14 protein-coding genes are annotated in these 16865 nt (G+C 64.3%); 9 read left to right on the top strand and 5 right to left on the bottom strand.

Annotation, left to right across the window (positions count from 1 at the left end; all coding sequences use genetic code 11):
* Nucleotides 1-10: 10 nt before the first annotated feature.
* A complete protein-coding gene (glnA, locus tag TZ00_RS00540) occupies nucleotides 11-1435 on the bottom strand; it encodes a type I glutamate--ammonia ligase (protein ID WP_044438469.1) in 1425 nt (474 codons plus the stop codon).
* 155 nt (nucleotides 1436-1590) lie between these two features.
* On the opposite strand from glnA, the gene TZ00_RS00535 reads away from it, so the two are divergent.
* Nucleotides 1591-2019 (top strand): RDD family protein, encoded by a 429-nt coding sequence (locus TZ00_RS00535; RefSeq protein WP_044438467.1) that lies wholly within the window; start codon nucleotides 1591-1593, stop codon nucleotides 2017-2019.
* A gap of 6 nt (nucleotides 2020-2025) precedes the next feature.
* Here TZ00_RS00535 and TZ00_RS00530 read toward each other — a convergent pair whose 3' ends face one another.
* Entirely contained in the window at nucleotides 2026-2745 is a 720-nt protein-coding gene (locus TZ00_RS00530) for a DUF4191 domain-containing protein (protein WP_044438465.1), read from the bottom strand.
* Between the two features lie 149 nt (nucleotides 2746-2894).
* On the opposite strand from TZ00_RS00530, the gene TZ00_RS00525 reads away from it, so the two are divergent.
* Nucleotides 2895-4520 (top strand): protein kinase, encoded by a 1626-nt coding sequence (locus TZ00_RS00525; RefSeq protein WP_044438463.1) that lies wholly within the window; start codon nucleotides 2895-2897, stop codon nucleotides 4518-4520.
* Here the strand turns inward: TZ00_RS00525 and sucB are convergent.
* The 3 genes from sucB to TZ00_RS00510 form a co-directional block, all read right to left on the bottom strand.
* Nucleotides 4514-5965, bottom strand: coding sequence for a 2-oxoglutarate dehydrogenase, E2 component, dihydrolipoamide succinyltransferase (gene sucB, locus TZ00_RS00520; RefSeq protein WP_044438461.1), 1452 nt, complete (start codon nucleotides 5963-5965; stop codon nucleotides 4514-4516). The two genes, TZ00_RS00525 and sucB, sit on opposite strands and share 7 nt — an antisense overlap.
* Nucleotides 5966-6038: 73 nt before the next feature.
* Nucleotides 6039-7412 (bottom strand): dihydrolipoyl dehydrogenase, encoded by a 1374-nt coding sequence (lpdA, locus tag TZ00_RS00515; RefSeq protein ID WP_044438460.1) that lies wholly within the window; start codon nucleotides 7410-7412, stop codon nucleotides 6039-6041.
* 108 nt (nucleotides 7413-7520) lie between these two features.
* Nucleotides 7521-9038, bottom strand: coding sequence for a leucyl aminopeptidase (locus TZ00_RS00510; RefSeq protein WP_044438459.1), 1518 nt, complete (start codon nucleotides 9036-9038; stop codon nucleotides 7521-7523).
* Between the two features lie 84 nt (nucleotides 9039-9122).
* Here TZ00_RS00510 and TZ00_RS00505 point away from each other — a divergent pair, with 84 nt between their 5' ends.
* The 7 genes from TZ00_RS00505 (at nucleotide 9123) to alr (ending at nucleotide 16838) form a co-directional block, all read left to right on the top strand.
* Complete coding sequence (locus TZ00_RS00505) at nucleotides 9123-10058, top strand: proteasome assembly chaperone family protein (RefSeq protein WP_044438458.1); 936 nt, start codon at nucleotides 9123-9125, stop codon at nucleotides 10056-10058.
* A 78-nt stretch (nucleotides 10059-10136) separates the two neighbouring features.
* Nucleotides 10137-11453 carry an MFS transporter gene (locus tag TZ00_RS00500; protein WP_044439218.1) on the top strand — a complete coding sequence of 439 codons (1317 nt, stop codon included), beginning with the start codon at nucleotides 10137-10139 and terminating at the stop codon, nucleotides 11451-11453.
* 200 nt (nucleotides 11454-11653) lie between these two features.
* A complete protein-coding gene (locus tag TZ00_RS00495; RefSeq protein WP_044438456.1) occupies nucleotides 11654-12979 on the top strand; it encodes an RNA polymerase sigma factor in 1326 nt (441 codons plus the stop codon).
* A 7-nt stretch (nucleotides 12980-12986) separates the two neighbouring features.
* The gene (locus tag TZ00_RS00490; RefSeq protein ID WP_044438454.1) at nucleotides 12987-14267 is read left to right on the top strand and encodes a MurT ligase domain-containing protein; all 1281 of its coding nucleotides are present in this window, start codon (nucleotides 12987-12989) and stop codon (nucleotides 14265-14267) included.
* Complete coding sequence (locus TZ00_RS00485; protein WP_044438452.1) at nucleotides 14264-15013, top strand: type 1 glutamine amidotransferase; 750 nt, start codon at nucleotides 14264-14266, stop codon at nucleotides 15011-15013. The genes TZ00_RS00490 and TZ00_RS00485 overlap by 4 nt, the downstream gene beginning before the upstream one ends.
* Before the next feature lie 2 nt (nucleotides 15014-15015).
* Nucleotides 15016-15768: an alanine racemase C-terminal domain-containing protein gene (locus TZ00_RS00480; protein ID WP_044438451.1), complete on the top strand. Its 753-nt coding sequence runs from the start codon at nucleotides 15016-15018 to the stop codon at nucleotides 15766-15768.
* Nucleotides 15765-16838: an alanine racemase gene (gene alr, locus TZ00_RS00475; RefSeq protein ID WP_044438450.1), complete on the top strand. Its 1074-nt coding sequence runs from the start codon at nucleotides 15765-15767 to the stop codon at nucleotides 16836-16838. The genes TZ00_RS00480 and alr overlap by 4 nt, the downstream gene beginning before the upstream one ends.
* Nucleotides 16839-16865 lie beyond the last annotated feature (27 nt).

Here is a 16865-nt window from a genome sequence, read left to right as displayed (position 1 = left end):
GATTCGGTGCCTAGACGCCGTAGTAGAGCTCGAACTCGAACGGGTGCGGGCGCTGCTGGAGCGGCTTGATCTCGTTCTCGCGCTTGTAGCTGATCCAGTTCTCGATCAGGTCGATCGTGAACACGTTGCCCTGGAGCAGGAACTCGTGATCGGCCTCGAGCGCGTCGAGGGCCTCGCCCAGCGATGCCGGACCCTGGGGGATGAGCTTCGCTTCTTCGGGCGGCAGCTCGTAGAGGTCCTTGTCGACCGGCTCGTGCGGCTCGATGCGGTTGATGATTCCATCGAGGCCGGCCATGAGCTGAGCGGCGAACGCGAGGTATGGGTTGCCCGAGGCATCCGGCGTGCGGAACTCGATGCGCTTGGCCTTCGGGTTCGTGCCCGTGATCGGGATGCGGATCGACGCCGAGCGGTTTCCAGCCGAGTACACCAGGTTGACCGGGGCTTCGAAGCCGGGGACGAGGCGGTGGTAGCTGTTGACCGACGGGTTGGTGAACGCGTAGACGGCGGGGGCGTGAGCCAGGATTCCACCGATGTACCAGCGAGCGATGTCGCTGAGTCCGCCATAGCCCGCCTCGTCGTAGAACAACGGCGCGCCGTCGTTCCACAGCGACTGGTGCGTGTGCATGCCAGAGCCGTTGTCTCCGAACAGCGGCTTGGGCATAAACGTCGCCGTCTTGCCCCAGCGCTCGGCCACGTTCTTGACGATGTACTTGAACTTCAGGATGTCGTCGGCCGCGTGGACCATGGTGTCGAACTTGTAGTTGATCTCACCCTGGCCAGCGGTGCCGACCTCGTGGTGGCCACGCTCGACCTCGAGTCCTGCAGCCATCAGTTCGAGCACGATGTCGTCGCGCAGGTCGGCGTGCTTATCGACCGGGCTGACGGGGAAGTAGCCGCCCTTGTAGGGGGTCTTGTTGGCCAGGTTTCCGCCCTCTTCGGTGCGACCGGAGTTCCAGGCAGCCTCGTCGGAGTCGACGGAGTAGGAGCTCGAGTGCTGGTTCACTTCGTACTTCACGTCGTCGAAGATGTAGAACTCGGCCTCGGGGGCGAAGAACGCCGTGTCGGCGATGCCGGTCGAGGCGAGGTACTTCTCTGCCTTCTTGGCCACCTGGCGCGGGTCGCGGTGGTAGATCTCGCCGTTGCGCGGGTTGTAGATGTCGAAGATCATGATCAGCGTGCGGTTGACGCGGAACGGGTCGATGTAGGCCGTCGACACGTCAGGGATGATCTGCATGTCCGACTCGTGAATCGAGGCGAACCCGCGGATCGACGATCCGTCGAACATCTGCCCGACGGTGAAGAACGACTCGTCGACCGTGGAGGCGGGGATTGTGATGTGCTGCTGGACACCGGGAAGGTCGGTGAACCGAATATCAAGGAACTTTACGTCCGTGTCCTTGATGAACTTGAGCACCTCGGAAGAATCACTGAACATGTGAGAGACTCCAAATGGCTTGGTACAGAGGAACAGCTGCGAACGCAGCCGTCCTGAGCCTACGGGGAAGCCATTACCCAGTAGTGACGCAATTGTTTCGGGCATGTTACGGCTTGCCCACAATGCGCTCACGACGGCGGCCGTAAACTCGTCTGGTGCCTAATTCGCCCTCGTCGTCATCAGCCCAAGGGGCCCCGCCCAGCAACTGGCCGGGGGAGCGAATGGGCTTTCCTCGAACGGGTGTCGGATCCGTCGCCCGCAGTGGCCGCCGACTTGCTGCGATACTCATCGATTTCGCCGCGTGTTATGTCGTTTACTTCGCGTTCTTCTTCGGCAGCGACTGGGCCAGCCTGGTGATCTTCGCGATCGAGCAGATCGTTCTGCTCTCGACTCTGGGCAGCGGCCTCGGCCACTTCGTTCTCGGAATCCGCATCGTCAAAGTCGACGGCAGTTACGCAGGTCTCTGGCGCCCTGTTCTTCGAACGGGCCTGCTTCTGCTCCTCATCCCCGCTTTGATCTGGGATTCCGATCAGCGTGGCCTGCACGACGTGTTTGCCGGCACGGTGCTCGTTATGCGCCGCTGACGCGAATCAACGGCCGCGCTGAGGCCGAACTTTGAACGGGTCGACACCCTTCGGGATCGGCATTCCGGCCGATCCGAGCGACGTCAGGCGGTTGCTCACCGCCATCACCTCGGCCTTGTTGAGGCTCGGCTTGACCTTGGCCATACGGCTGGCGACCTTGTGCAACGGAACGGCATCGGGATCGTTGTAGTCGACGTACAGGAATGTGACCGGCACGTTGGGAAGGACCCGCAACACCTTGCGGCGCTCTTCTTCGAGCATCCGGGTCGTGCGAGTCTTCGAACCCTCGCTGATCAGAACGACACCACCGCGACCGACGGCGCGATAGACCGCATCCTGAGTCTTGCCGTTCACGGCGACAGGCATCTCGCTGCCTCGCCAGCTGCGCTTGAGGCTCGACCGAAGTACAGCGCCCACCGCGCCTGGCTGCCCGGCGATCTGGCCGTATGCCGCTCGCTCTGCCCGGCGCCCGAGAATGATGAGCGCGACCAGGAAGCCTGCGAGAACGCCTGCGACAATCCACATGGCCATGGAGAAGCCGTTGCCATCCGACAGGAGCAGGGCGACGACGAGACCCGCTGCGATAGGAAGAAGGAAGCCGAGCGCCATGATCCAGACGACGTTCTTGTCGTAGCGACGGGTCATGTTGAAGACCTGCCACATCTGCTTGATGCGACCCGGTTCTTTGGGGGCCTTCGGGGTGGATTGCTCAGACTTGCGTGCCATGCGTCAAGGATACCGAGTCGAATTCGTTCATGCCGACCAGTTCGCTCACGGCAGCTTCACTGCTCCTCCACACGAGCGGGGACGCAACGGACTGCACAGATGGCGTTTGTCGGTTCATACGTACCCGCGGGTTGACGGAGGATCGCTCTATGACCCGCCGCAAGCGATCGACCCCTCCTGTACCGCAGGCTGAGTCCGGAGCACGTGCGCTCGACCCGTCAAGACTCGACGACGTTGCGGGGCACAGGATCGTGCGCCGGCTCGCCGCCGGAACCAGGGCGACGCTTCTGCTGGCTCGCGCGTCTGGTCGCGGCGAGGGTGCAGGCTCGAGTCCTCGAATTCTGAAGATCTTCACGAGTGGCACCTCCTCGGCATCCATCGACGTCGAGGTGGCAGCCCTGAGCAGAGCCGCGACACCCCACGTCGTGCGGCTTCTCGATGTCGCCAGCATCGACGAAGGCGGGCCACCCTGCCTGGTGTTGGAGAGATTGTCGGGGCCATCCCTTTCGACATACCTGGGGCAGACGAGTGCCCTCGGCGCCGGCCAAGCTGTCACCATTCTTGCTCCGCTGTGCTCGACTCTCCAGGCCCTTCATGATGCGGGCGTCACTCACGGCGCGATCCATCTGCGCCGGATCGTCTTCGACCATCGCGGAGCACCGACTCTCACCGGATTTGGCCGCGGTGTGCTTCGTCATTCACCGGATGCGCTTCACTCCGCCGCTTGGCCTGGTGGCCGTGTGCAAACCGGCGATCCAACCCATTCGAGGGAGACTCTGTGGCGCGACGCGGTAGCCGCAGATCAGCACGACCTGCTCGACGTCGTTGACGAGGTGCTCGCACGGGTCGAAGCAGCACAGTTGCCCGCAGACTTCGATATGGCGGACCTGTCGCTGGCGATCAGAGAAGGGCCGAGCAGAGAGTTTCTTTCCCAGCTGGAACGCGCCCTCTTCGCCATCGCACCACCCCAGATCGTGGCCATCGCTCCAGGGGTCTCGGAGGCCGAGTCCCGCGCTCCTGCATACCGCCACCCAGCGACGACCGATAGCGCCGATGCCCAGGCACAGACCACCGAATACGATTGGAGCCAACAAGCGCCGGTTCCTCTACCGACCCCAAGCGAGAATCGTTTCGTCGCCGCGTTGCGCGTTCTCGGAGTATCGTCGACAGGCCTCGAACTCGCCTCGTCTGTCGTCGACGGTATAGCTCGCTTCACGCATCGACAGCGACCACAGCACACAACACCCTCGACAGAGGTCAAGACCGAAGCGAGCAACTCCTCAAAGCGCTGGGGTCGTAGGCCGGTACTCGTGGGGGCGTTGTGCGCTGTCCTCGCCACCACCGCGCTGCTGCTTGTGCTTCCCTCGCCGAATGACGGCGCCCAAGCAGGTGCGGAGACGTCGTCGTCGCGCGCTCCGTCGGATGACATCCCGCATGGCGACCCTGCCCCGCCTGCGAATCCTCAAGCAGAGTCCACGTTGCGAAGCGACGATCCGGCCGCAGCGCTCCGGGCCTTGTCCCTTATGAACGACGGGTGTGCCGCCGCCGCGGAGCCGGAGGTCTGCCTGGCGACGGTCTTTCAGCGGGAGTATCTGGAGTCGCAACAGGCCGACGACCCACCACCTGTGATCGAGGCGGGCGATGCGGTTGTGACCGGTTCGTGGGGAGGATCCGCTCTCGTCGCTGCCCGCTTAAACGGCCAACCGGCCTCGTTCCTCCTGATGAAGGGCGAGGCCGGTTGGCGAGTTCGCGATGTCTTCGTGAGTGATCAGTAGCCCAGGTTGCCCTCGAACGCGCCCTCTTCGAGGCGGTTCTTCACGGCGACCAGGAATCGGGCTGCGTCGGCTCCGTCAACGATGCGGTGGTCGTAGCTCAGTGCCAGGTAGACCGTGGAACGGATGGCGATGGCTTCGCCCTCGCTTGTCTTGACCACGAGAGGCTTGCGCGACACGATGCCGGTTCCGAGAATCGCGACCTGCGGAAGGAAGACGACCGGGGTGTCGAAGAGCGCACCGCGTGAACCCGTGTTCGTCAGGGTGAAGGTGCCACCAGCCAGCTCGTCGGGCTTGAGCTTGTTGTCGCGCGTTCGCGTCGCCAGATCGGCGATCTCGCGAGCGAAACCGGCGAGGTCGAGTTCGCCGGCGTTCTTGACGACCGGCGTCAGCAGACCGCGCTCAGTGTCGACGGCGATGCTCACGTTCTCGTGATCGGGGTAGACGATGCTGTCACCGTCGACCGTCGCGTTGATGATCGGGTATGCCTTCAGTGCCTCTGTCGCAGCGAGCGCGAAGAAGGGCAGGAAGCTCAGCTTGTTGCCGGTCTTCTCCTGGAACGTGGCCTTGACCTTGTCGCGCAGGGCGGCGACTCGGGTCACATCGACCTCGACCACGCTGGTCAGCTGAGCTGTCGACTGCATCGACTCGACGGCGCGCTGGGCGACGACCTTGCGCAGACGCGACATCGGCTGAGTCGTGCCGCGAAGGTCGGAGACGGGGAGCGTCGTGGCCACAGCGGTGGCAGCACCGGTCGATGCCTGCGCAGCCGGTGCCTTGGCAGCCTCTGCTGCAGCGAGGACGTCCTCCTTGCGGATACGTCCTCCGACACCGCTGCCCGTGAGGGTGGAGAGGTCGATGCCGTTGTCGCCCGCAAGCTTGCGCACGAGGGGAGTCACGTAGCCGGCGTTCGCTGCACGAGACGCGTCGTCTGATGCGGGCGCGGTTGCCGCAGCGGCGGGCGTCGCAGCCGGTACGGCAGCAGCAGGTGCGGGAGTTGCGGCGGGTGCCGGCGCTGGTGCAGGAGTAGCGGCGGGTGCCGGCGCTGGTGCAGGAGTAGCGGCCGGTGCTGGCGCGGCTGGCGCCGCTTCAGGCTCAGGAGCGGGAGCAGGGGCTTCGGCCTCAGTCTCGGCTTCGGTCGACGGCGCCTCGGCGGGAATCTCTTCTGCCGCCGCGGGTGCCGCGGGCGCCTCGGATGAAGCAGCAGAACTGCCGTCTCCGATGCGCACGAGCGCGGTGCCGACCTCGACGGTCTCGTCTTCCTGAACCAGGATCTCCTCGATCACACCGGCTACGGGTGACGGGATCTCTGTGTCCACCTTGTCCGTTGACACTTCGAGCAGGGGTTCGTCGACCTCGACGCGGTCTCCCACACTCTTGAGCCAGCGGGTTACCGTTCCCTCTGTGACACTCTCACCGAGTGCTGGAAGGTTGACGGATTCGCTCATTAGCTTGTCTCCTTTAGAAACCGATCGTGGTTTTTAGCTTACTTGTATTGGGTCTGTGGGTGACGCGGTCTGGCTACAGCGCGTGCAGGGGCTTGCCTGCCAGGGCGAGGTGTGCCTCACCGAGGGCTTCGTTCTGCGTGGGATGCGCGTGCACCAGTTGCGCGACATCCTCCGGATACGCCTCCCAGTTCACGATGAGCTGCGCCTCGCCGATGAGTTCGCCGACGCGAGCACCGATCATGTGGATCCCGACAACAGGCCCGTCGGCGACTCGCACGACCTTGACCGAGCCGGTCGTACCGATGATGTGGCTCTTGCCGTTGCCGCCCAGGCTGTAGTCATACGACGTCACGCGATCCTGGCCGTATTGGGCGATCGCTCGAGCCTCGGTGAGGCCGACGGACGCGACCTCCGGATCCGAGTAGGTCACCTTGGGGATGTTTACGTCGTCGACGATCTGCGGCGACAGGCCCGCGATCTCTTCTGCGACGAAGATGCCGTGTTGGAATCCACGGTGCGCGAGCTGGAGTCCGGGCACGATGTCGCCCACCGCGTACAGCCCTGGGATGCTGGTTTCGAGTCTCTCGTTCGTGATGACGAAGCCGCGATCGATCTCCACTCCGACCTCTTCGAATCCAAGCCCCTGGGTCGACGGACCACGTCCGACTGCGACCAGAAGAAGTTCGGCCTCGATCTGTCGACCGTCTTCCAGGGTCACGACGACGCCGTCGTCGTTCTGCTCGACCGACTGGAATCGCGTGCCGAGCGAGAATTCGATTCCGCGCTTGCGGAACGCGCGCTCGAACTGCTTGCTGATCGACTCCTCCTCGTTGGGCACGAGGTGTGGGAGGGCTTCGATGATCGTCACCTCTGACCCGAACGATTTCCAGACGCTGGCGAACTCGACGCCGATCACACCGCCGCCCAGAATGGCGACCTTCTTGGGTACGAAATCGAGCTCGAGCGCCTGCTCGCTCGTGATCACGCGACCGCCGATCTCGAGGCCGGGGAGGGAGCGGGCGTAGGAACCGGTTGCGAGAACGACATTCTTGCCCTCGATCACGTCATCGCCGACCTGCACCCGAGTGGGGGAGATAAGGCGACCCTCGCCGCTGATCACGGTGATCTTGCGAGCCTTGATGAGCCCCTCGAGACCCTTGAATTTGCTCGAGACGATGCCCTCGCGATAGGCGGTCACACCGGCGATGTCGACGCCGTCGAAGGAGGCCGAGATGCCGTACTTCGACGCGCCGCGAGCTACATCGGCCACTTCCGCAGAGTGCAGAAGGGCCTTGGTGGGAATGCAGCCGCGATGCAGGCACGTGCCGCCCAGCTTGTCTCTTTCGATCAGGGCCACGGTGAGGCCGAGAAGACTCGCTCGAAGCGCCGCCGCATAGCCGCCACTTCCGCCTCCGAGAACGACCAGGTCGAAGTTCTGTTCAGACACCCGCGGTGACTCCCTCGTGAGAATTCGTGGTCGCCCGCATTCCACGGATGAGCGGAACGGGCTGCGATGGCGCGGTTTTGCGCCCTGTCGAGCCTACTACGGTCGACGTCACTCGGACCGCCCTGGCGCTGCTGAGGCGGCCAGGGCAAGCAGGGTACGCACGGTGACACCGGTCGGCCCCTTTCCTGTGTACCCGTAAAGCGAGTCCTTGTTCGTACCAGCGCCGGCGATGTCGAGGTGCACCCACGGAATGCGGCCTGACCCGTCAGCCGTCGTGCCGATGAAATCGCTGAGGAAGACGGCGGCAATGAGCATGCCTCCCGCCGTATTGCCCGGCTTGATATTGGCGATGTCCGCGATGTCGGAGTTGAGCATCGGCCGGAATTCCTCACCGAGGGGCATATGCCAGAGGAGTTCGCCCACGGATTCGGCCGTGCCGAGCACCTCGGCAACGAGCGGAGAGCTTCCGAGCGTTCCCACGTAGCGGTTGCCGAGTGCAACGCTCGCAGCGCCGGTCAGAGTCGCTACATCGATGATCGCGTCGGGGAACTCTTCGCTCGCCGCGACCAGACCGTCTGCGAGCACGAGTCGACCTTCGGCGTCGGTGTTCAGCACCTCGACCGTCTTGCCACCCCGGATGCGGAGCACATCGCCTGGCCGAATCGCCGTCGCCGAGGGCATGTTCTCTGCAAGGCAGAGCCACGCCGTGACCCGCGTCGGCAATGCGAGCCGCGCCGCGGCAAGAACGACGGACAGCACCGTGGCGGCCCCAGCCATGTCGTACTTCATACCGATCATCGATGCCGCCGGCTTCAACGAGAGACCGCCGGAATCGAACGTGATGCCCTTTCCAACGAGGGCGATGTGCCTCGCATCGGCCGAGTTCGCGGGGGAGTAGCTGACCTTGACCAGTCGCGGAGGACGTGACGACCCCTGCCCGACACCCAGGATGCCGCCGAATCCATCGGCGGCCAGCCTCGCCTCATCCCAGACCGCGACCTCGACGCCGGGAATGCTGCCCAGCTCAGTCGCGCGCTCGGCGAACGTCTCCGGATAGAGGTCGAGCGGCGATTCGTTGACCAGGTCGCGAACCAGATGGATGGCGCGTCCCACCTCGGTCGCGTACGCCACGGTTTCGGGAGACACGGAGATCGGCGTGACAAGTGTGAACGACTCGGCGGGACGCGACTTCGCGGATCCGCCATCAGCGCGGTATTCGGTGTACTCGTACGCGCCCAGCACGCATCCCTCGAGCACAGCCTGTGCCTGAGACTCGTCTTCGACGGGCAGCGAGATGGCGATCGACTCGACCCCGAGCATCCGTCGTGCGGCCGAGCCGGCGGCGTACCGCAGGTCGTCGGCGCTCGGCGTGGCCGAAGCCAACCCGACGAACGCGATTGACCGAGCCGCGATTCCTGCGGGCGCCGGCACTCGCACGAGGTCGTCTTTCGACCCCGTCAGACCGATCACCGAAAGATCTGCGAACGAAGGATCCGCGCTGAACAGAGCGTCCGCCGAGCCGACGAGGGCGGGGCCATCGTCTGTGCGGGTCACGCCGAGAACGAGAACGTCTACGGCGACATCGCCGGCGTCGGAATGAGAGATGGCAAGAGAGGCGAGAGTCATGCTTCAACCCTATGGCGCGGATGTTCGCTCTCGGCATGCCGGGGCAGGCCGGTGGCGTCAACCGTCGCGATTAGAGTTGAATTCATGACGGATTCGAGCGAGCTGTACGAAATCACCGGCGAGCTCGGCAACATTCCGGAGGGCCTCGACCTGGTCGTGGGCCTCACCGGCTTCACCGACGCGGGCGGTGCCGTCGCGCAGCTCGGCGAGTACATTCTCGAGAATCTCAGCAACCGCGTCATCGCCGAATTCGACGCGGATGCCCTTCTCGACTACCGCGCTCGGCGGCCCGTTATCTACTTCGACCAAGATCATCTGACCGGCTATCAGCCGCCCGTTCTGCGCCTCTATCTCGTGCAAGACGAGTTGAACCAGCCCTTCCTTTTTCTCAACGGATTCGAGCCTGATTTCCGGTGGGAGGCGTTCACCAAGTCCGTCATCGACATCATCGGCCTCCTCAAGATCAAGACGACGACATCGGTTCACGCCATTCCCATGCCGGTTCCGCACACCCGGCCCATCAGGGTGACCGTGAGCGGCAATCGACTCGAGCTCATCGACGCTCTCTCCGTGTGGAAGCCTCACACTCAGGTTCCGGCCAACGCGATGCATCTCGTCGAGTTCCGTCTTCAGGAGCTGGCCCACCCCGTTGCGGGATTCGCGCTCCTCATTCCCCACTATCTGGCCGACACCGAATTCCCCCTCGCTGCGCTCGCCAGTCTCGAGAGCATCAGCGCCGCCACCGGGCTGATCTTCCCCACCGACAAGCTCCGTGAAGAGGGGCGCGTGTTCCTCTCGAAGATCGACGAGCAGGTCGGCACCAACGGCGACCTCGAAAAGCTCGTCGGCACCCTCGAGGAGCGCCACGACGCCTACATGCAAGGCACGCCTCTCAAGTCGCCGCTCACCGATGAGGATGGCGAGCTGCCGTCGGCAGACGAGATCGCCGAGGAACTCGAGAAGTTCCTCGCCATCCGTCGCGCGGGCGACGACGACGCGGGCCCCCCACTCGGCCTGTGACGTCGTCTGCAGATCGGGCTCCGCGAGTCTGACTCTGCAGATCGAGCTCGGCACCGGCGGGGCCGTAGCATGAAGCACGTGAACTCCCGACGCGCCTGGCTCGTATTCGGAGTCAGCGTTTTCGCCTATATGACGGCGGTGATGCAGCGCACGACACTCGGCGTTGCCGGAGTCGATGCCGCAGCACGCTTCGATTCGTCGGCAGCACTTCTGTCGACGCTCGCCGTCGTCCAACTCATCGTCTACGCCGGATTGCAGATTCCGGTCGGCATCCTCATCGACCGGGTAGGACCGAAGTGGCTGATCTCGGTCGGATGCACGCTGATGGTGGCGGGCCAGGTCGTCCTGTCGTTCGCGCCGGACATTCCGACTGCCGTCCTCGGGCGGATCTTCGTCGGAGCGGGCGATGCGGCCGTGTTCATCTCGGTCATTCGACTCGTCAACTCCTGGTTCTCCGGGCCGATCGTGCCTCAACTCAGCCAATGGGTCGGCAACGTCGGGCAGCTCGGACAGGTGCTCTCGGCGCTGCCGTTCGCCTGGGTTCTGCACACCTTCGGGTGGTCGCCCGCGTTCTCGGTCGCCGCTGCCCTGTCGTTCAGCGCTCTCGTGCTATCGATCGTGTTTCTCACGAATCGCCCGCCGGATGCCCCGGGCAGCGGGCAGGTCGCCAGCATGCGCGAGGCGCTCCGGATGCTGGGGCCCACCTTGCGCAGGCCGGGAACGCAGTTGGGCTTCTGGTCTCATTTTGTGAGCCAGTCGTCGGGAACGGTGTTCACTATTTTCTGGGGATTCCCCTTCCTCGTTTCCGCCGTGGGCCTCGACCGCGGCACTGCGTCGGCTTTTCTCGTCGTGATCGTGATCTCAGGCATGGTGGCGGGCCCTATCCTCGGAATTCTGAGCGCCCGCTTCCCGCTGCGAAGATCGAACCTCGTGCTGGGCATCACCGCGACTCTCGGAGTGGTCTGGGGCGGTGTGCTCCTGTGGCCGGGCGTTCCTCCGATCTGGCTGATCGCGATCCTCACCGTGACGCTCGGCATCGGCGGCCCCGGCTCCCTGATCGGATTCGATTTCGCGCGATCCTTCAATCCGGCCCGCTCCCTCGGCTCGGCGAACGGCGTCGTGAACGTGGGCGGATTTATGGCCAGCTTCGTCATGCTGTTCTTGATCGGGGTCATCCTCGATGTTCAGTACGACGTCGGCCTGAGCACGACCCTCTATTCGATGGATGCCTTCAGGTTGGCCTTCTCGATTCAATACGTGGTGATCGGCTCGGGCGTTCTCTTTCTTCTGCGAGCCCGTCGCCACACACGGCGGCGACTCCAGGAGGACGAGGGAATATCTGTGGCCCCTTTATGGGTTGCATTGGTAGGACAGTGGAGGCGCCGACGCCCGTAGGCGGAGGGGCCGCTCTGCAATCCGTGCAATAATTGAGAATCGAGACCCGTTCTTGTGCAGGGTGTCTGGCCAACCAGACACAAAAGAAACCAGCACTTGACATGGGTCTTAGTAATGTCAGAAAACAACTCCAGCCTCCAATTGGCATCGGCTCATGAGAGTCGAATCCACCCGGTGAGACCGGCGTGAAAGGTGATCGTATGGCCACCCGCAAATCAACCACAACACTCGAACCCGTCGCTGACGAGCCTGCTGCCGAGAAAGCAAAGCCGGTGACGAAGGCCGCTGCCGCAAAGGCTGCGGCTGCCAAGGCGCCCGCGACGAAGGCACCAAAAGCTCCCACGAAGGCTGCTGCGGCGAAGACCGCTGCGGCCGCTAAGAAGGCCAAGGCCGCCGCTGAAGCCGACGGCCCCGGCGCTGATGACGACGATGCCGAGGCAGGCGTCGTCATCGAGGTCGTCGTCGACGAAGACGAGACCACGACCGACGACGAGTCCGACGACGGATCGCCCAAGCCCGCGGCTGAGATCGTTCTGCCCGCAGGAGCCCTGGTCATCTCCGACGCCGACGACGATAGCGATGTTCCGGTCTACTCGACCGCGATCACCGGTGCCACGGCCGATCCTGTCAAGGACTACTTGAAGCAGATCGGCAAGGTCGCGCTTCTGAACGCGGCCGAAGAGGTCGAACTCGCCATGCGTATCGAAGCGGGGCTCTTCGCCGAAGACACCATGTCGACGATGAGCGAGGCAGAGAAGAAGTCGGCCTACGGTCGTGAGCTCCAGTGGGTCGCCCGCGACGGCGCTCGCGCCAAGAGCCACCTGCTCGGCGCCAACCTGCGTCTTGTCGTCAGCCTGGCGAAGCGCTACACGGGCCGTGGAATGCAGTTCCTCGACCTCATCCAGGAGGGAAACCTGGGCCTTATCCGTGCGGTCGAGAAGTTCGACTACACCAAGGGCTTCAAGTTCTCCACCTACGCGACCTGGTGGATCCGGCAGGCGATCACCCGGGCGATGGCCGACCAGGCCCGCACCATCCGTATTCCGGTGCACATGGTCGAGGTCATCAACAAGCTCGCCCGCGTGCAGCGCCAGATGCTTCAGGATCTGGGACGCGAACCCACGCCCGAAGAACTGTCGCGCGAGCTCGACATGACCCCTGAGAAGGTCGTCGAGGTGCAGAAGTATGGACGCGAGCCCATCTCGCTGCACACGCCTCTGGGTGAAGACGGCGACAGCGAGTTCGGCGACTTGATCGAAGACACTGAGGCGGTCGTCCCGGCCGACGCCGTGGGCTTCACGATGCTGCAGAAGCAGCTCGAGTCGCTTCTCGATTCGCTCTCCGAGCGCGAAGCCGGCGTCATCCGCATGCGCTTCGGCCTCGGTGACGGCATGCCGAAGACGCTCGACCAGATCGGTGACACATTCGGGGTCACCCGTGAGCGCATCCGGCAGATCGAGTCGAAGACGATGGCGAAGCTTCGCCACCCGTCGCGGTCGCAGTCTCTGCGCGACTACCTCGAGTAGGCCGCGGATGCGTTATATCGCGCCCGTCCTCGTCGGTCGCGCGGTTCGGGCCGTCACCCGGGCCCGCGGCGGCGGATCGGCGCTGCCCGGGTACATCGTCAACAAGATGGCGCCCGGCTTCATCAAGAATGTGGTCGCCCAGTTCGAATACGGCGTCGTCTTCGTCCTCGGATCCAATGGCAAGTCGACGACCACCCACATGCTCACGGAGGTTCTCCGTGGGCACGGCCTCACGGTGTTCACCAACCCATCGGGGGCGAACCTTCCGCAGGGAATTTCGTCGGCCCTTCTGTCCGAGGTCAGCGTTACCGCAAAGCTGAAGGCGGACATCGGAATCCTCGAAGTCGACGAGGCGTTCGCGCTCGAGCTGTCGAAGACCCTGCTGCCGTCGACGATTCTCATGCTCAACGTGCAGGTCGACCAGCTCTATAGGTTCTTCGAGACCGAGGTCGTCGCCGACATGATGCTCGACACGGCGGCGGTGGCGACGAAGCACGTCATCAGCAACCGCGACGACGCTTATTTGTCGAAGATCGGCGAGATCCTCACGAAGAAGGCAGCCGTTGTTCCCGATGTCACCTACTTCGGGGCCTCGGCGAAATTGGTCGCCGACTCCGCGCACGGCCTCTTCAACGCGGCGAACCACCGCGAAGAGGCGTCGACGGCGCCGCTCGATGCGCTGGCCGAACTCGAGTCGTGGGACAGCACCGGAGCCCGCATTCGGGTCGGGGGCGAACTGGCCGACATCGCGCTCCCCGCAAAGGGACTGCACTACGGCATCGATGCCGCGGCGGCACTCGCGACGGCGGCGCAGCTGCTCGGCACCGAATTCGACCTCGCGAAGGCATCGGCAGCATTCTCATCGATGACGCCGGCCTATGGGCGCGGCGAGTTGCTCGACTTCGGCGACGAGAAGGTGGAGTTCGTTATGTTCAAGAACGCCGCGAGTCTCCAGCTCAATCTCGACGCCCTTCCTGCAGCACCCGAGCAGGTCATGGTCGCCATCGACGAGGGCACTCCCGACGTCTCCTGGCTCTACGACATCGATTTCGTGCAACTCGATCACGTCGATGTGCTCACGGGCGCGAAGGCATGGCAGTTCGCGCTCCGCCTCGAGCACGAGGGAATTCCCGTCGGCACGATCGAACCAGACCTCAAGAAGGCCATCGAACTGATGCGCGCTCTTCCGGCACCCGCAACGGGCCATAAGACGTGGGTCGTCAACTATGAGCAGATGATGCTCGCGAGAAAGATCATCGGTTACGGCGACATGGAGGTCTCGTTTTGAGTTCGTCATCCGCACAGTCCGTCTCGATTCTCGAGCTGTACCCTGACCACCTCGAGGCGAGCGGTGAGCGCGGCAACGTCACTGCGCTGCGGGCTCGTCTCGAACGGGCGGGTCATCGCGTCGACGTCGTGCAGCACACGATCGGTCGACGCGTTCCGAAAGATGCCGACATCGTCGTGATCGGCAACGGTCCGATCTCCGCTGTACGCGCGGTGCACGCCGACCTCATCGAGAATGCCGACGCTCTCCGCTCGCTCGCAGACGACGGTGTGCCCTTCTTCGCCGTCGGAGCCGGAGCCGAGCTCCTCGGAGGAGGCATCACGCTCGCCGATGGGACAGTTCTCGACGGAGTGGGAATCTTCCCGTTCTCGGCGCGACGCGGAGTTCCTCGTCAGGTCGGATACATCGTCGTCGAGTCGGCGCACGGAACCGTCGTGGGCTTCGAAGACAACGCATCGGAATGGAACCTCGAGGCCGGGGCGGTACCGCTCGGCGTCGTCACCTCCGGTGGTGGCAATGGCAACGGACGCGAAGGCGTCATCTCAGGCTCATCCGTCGCGACCCAGACGAAGGGGCCGGTGCTTCCGTTGAACCCTTCGCTCAGCGACGCGATCATCCGAGCCGCGCTGGAACGCCGAGACGTGGCCTATGCACCGTCCACGGCACACGCGGAGCTCGATCGCCTGGCCGCCAAGTCACGAGAAGTCATCGTCGCGAACGTCAAGAGCGTCTTCACGACGATCTAGTGATGTCGTCAGCTCTCACGACTCACCCGTCGCCGCCGCGCCGCGCGGCGATCGATCTGGCGATCGTACGCGGCAATGCGCGCATCCTGATCGTTGAAGCGTCGCCGCACGGAATCGTGGTCGATCTGCGCGGCGATGCATACGGTCACGGTGCAGTGGCCATTGCCGCGGCCCTCGACGGCGAGGCGATCGATGCTTTTCTGGTGTCGCACGACGACGACGCGCGAGCCGTTCGCGAATCGGGCGTCTCGATTCCCGCCATCCTGCGTTCCCAGTTCAACTCCGCCGAGGCGAGGCTCATCGGCCCCGAGATCTTCGGGCTCGACACAGCCACTGTCCCCGATCCTCGGGGTCGTGGTCTTCTACCCGCGATGACTCTCTCTGCCTGTGTTCTCTCGATCAAGAGGGTCAGCGCCGACGAAGGCGTCTCATACGGATACGTCTATCGCACCGCTCGACCGACGACGCTCGCCATGGTGTGCCTCGGCTACAGCGACGGCATCGACCGGCACGCGTGCAACGGCGGGCGGGCATGGTTCGCCGGCTCCACCCATCCCATCGCCGGGCGAGTGGCTATGGACGTCTTTATGCTCGACGTCGGCGAGAATCCTGTCTCACCGGGCGACGAGGTCGTGCTCTTCGGAGACGAGGCCAAGGGGTATCCGTCTCCGGTTTCGTGGGCCGCAAGCCTGGGAAAGACCGCCGCGGAGGTCACCGCGTCGCTGGGCGACAGAATCGTTCGGAGTTACGCATGACGACCTCCACCAGCGAGATTCTCATCGATCTCGGGGCGCTGCGCCACAACCTCGGTGTGCTCACCACGCGTGTGGCACCGTCTCAGGTCATGGTCGTGGTCAAGAACGATGCGTACGGGCACGGACTCGTCGATGTGGCCCGAACCGCTGTCGACGCAGGCGTCTCGTGGATCGGTGCTCTCGACGTGCCAACCGCGCTGGCGCTGCGCGAGGCAGGCATCTCGCCTCCGACGCGGATTTTCGCCTGGCTACTCGATCCTGCAGAAGACCTCGGGCCTGCCATCTCGGCCTCGATCGACCTCGGCATCTCGACCGTCGATCAACTGCACACCATCTCCGCCGCTGGGCGCCCGGACGCCGCTCGGGTTCACCTCAAGATCGACACGGGGCTGCACCGCAACGGTGCGACAGTCGACGACTGGCCCGGGCTCGTTTCACACGCACGGGCGCTGGAGAATCAGGGGATCGTCGAGATCGTCGCCGTCTGGACTCATATCGCCGAGGCCAATGACCACGAGGATTCGCTCTCGATCGCCCGCTTCGAGAAGGCCGTAGACGTCGCGCGTGAACTCGGTGTGCGGGTGCCTCTGCGGCACCTGGCGGCCAGTGCTGCCGGGTTCGCGCGATCCGATGCGCGCTTCGATCTCGTGCGGTTCGGCGCCTTCGTCTACGGCCTTCCGCCTGGCGATGGTCCGAGCGCCGAGAGCATGGGGCTGCGTCAGGTGATGACGATGCGCGCCCCCGTCACGGCCATCGACGTACTTCCGGATGGCCGCCGCCGGGCGTCGATCGACCTCGGCTTCGCCGATGGCATCTCGACACTTGCCCCCGGCCGCATCGGTGTGGCCGTCCGCGGCCGGCGGCATCCGATCGTCTTGCCGCTCGAGGTGGACCGCACCTGGATCGATCTCGGCGACGAGAGCGATGTCATCGTCGGCGATCTCGTGACCGTGTGGGGTGACGGCAGCGCGGGGGAGCCGACGCTTCAGGAGTGGGGCAACGCCACGGACACCATGTCCGAGGAATTGGTCGTGCGCCTGAACCCGCGCGTTCCTCGCCGCCTCATCTGAACGACGCCGCGGTTCGCTGCCGACCGG

The sequence above is a fragment of the Agreia bicolorata genome (assembly GCF_000938265.1).
Lineage (GTDB): Bacteria > Actinomycetota > Actinomycetes > Actinomycetales > Microbacteriaceae > Agreia > Agreia bicolorata.
Note: the sequence above shows the minus strand (reverse complement) of the source record. Positions and strands in the feature narration are given on the sequence as shown.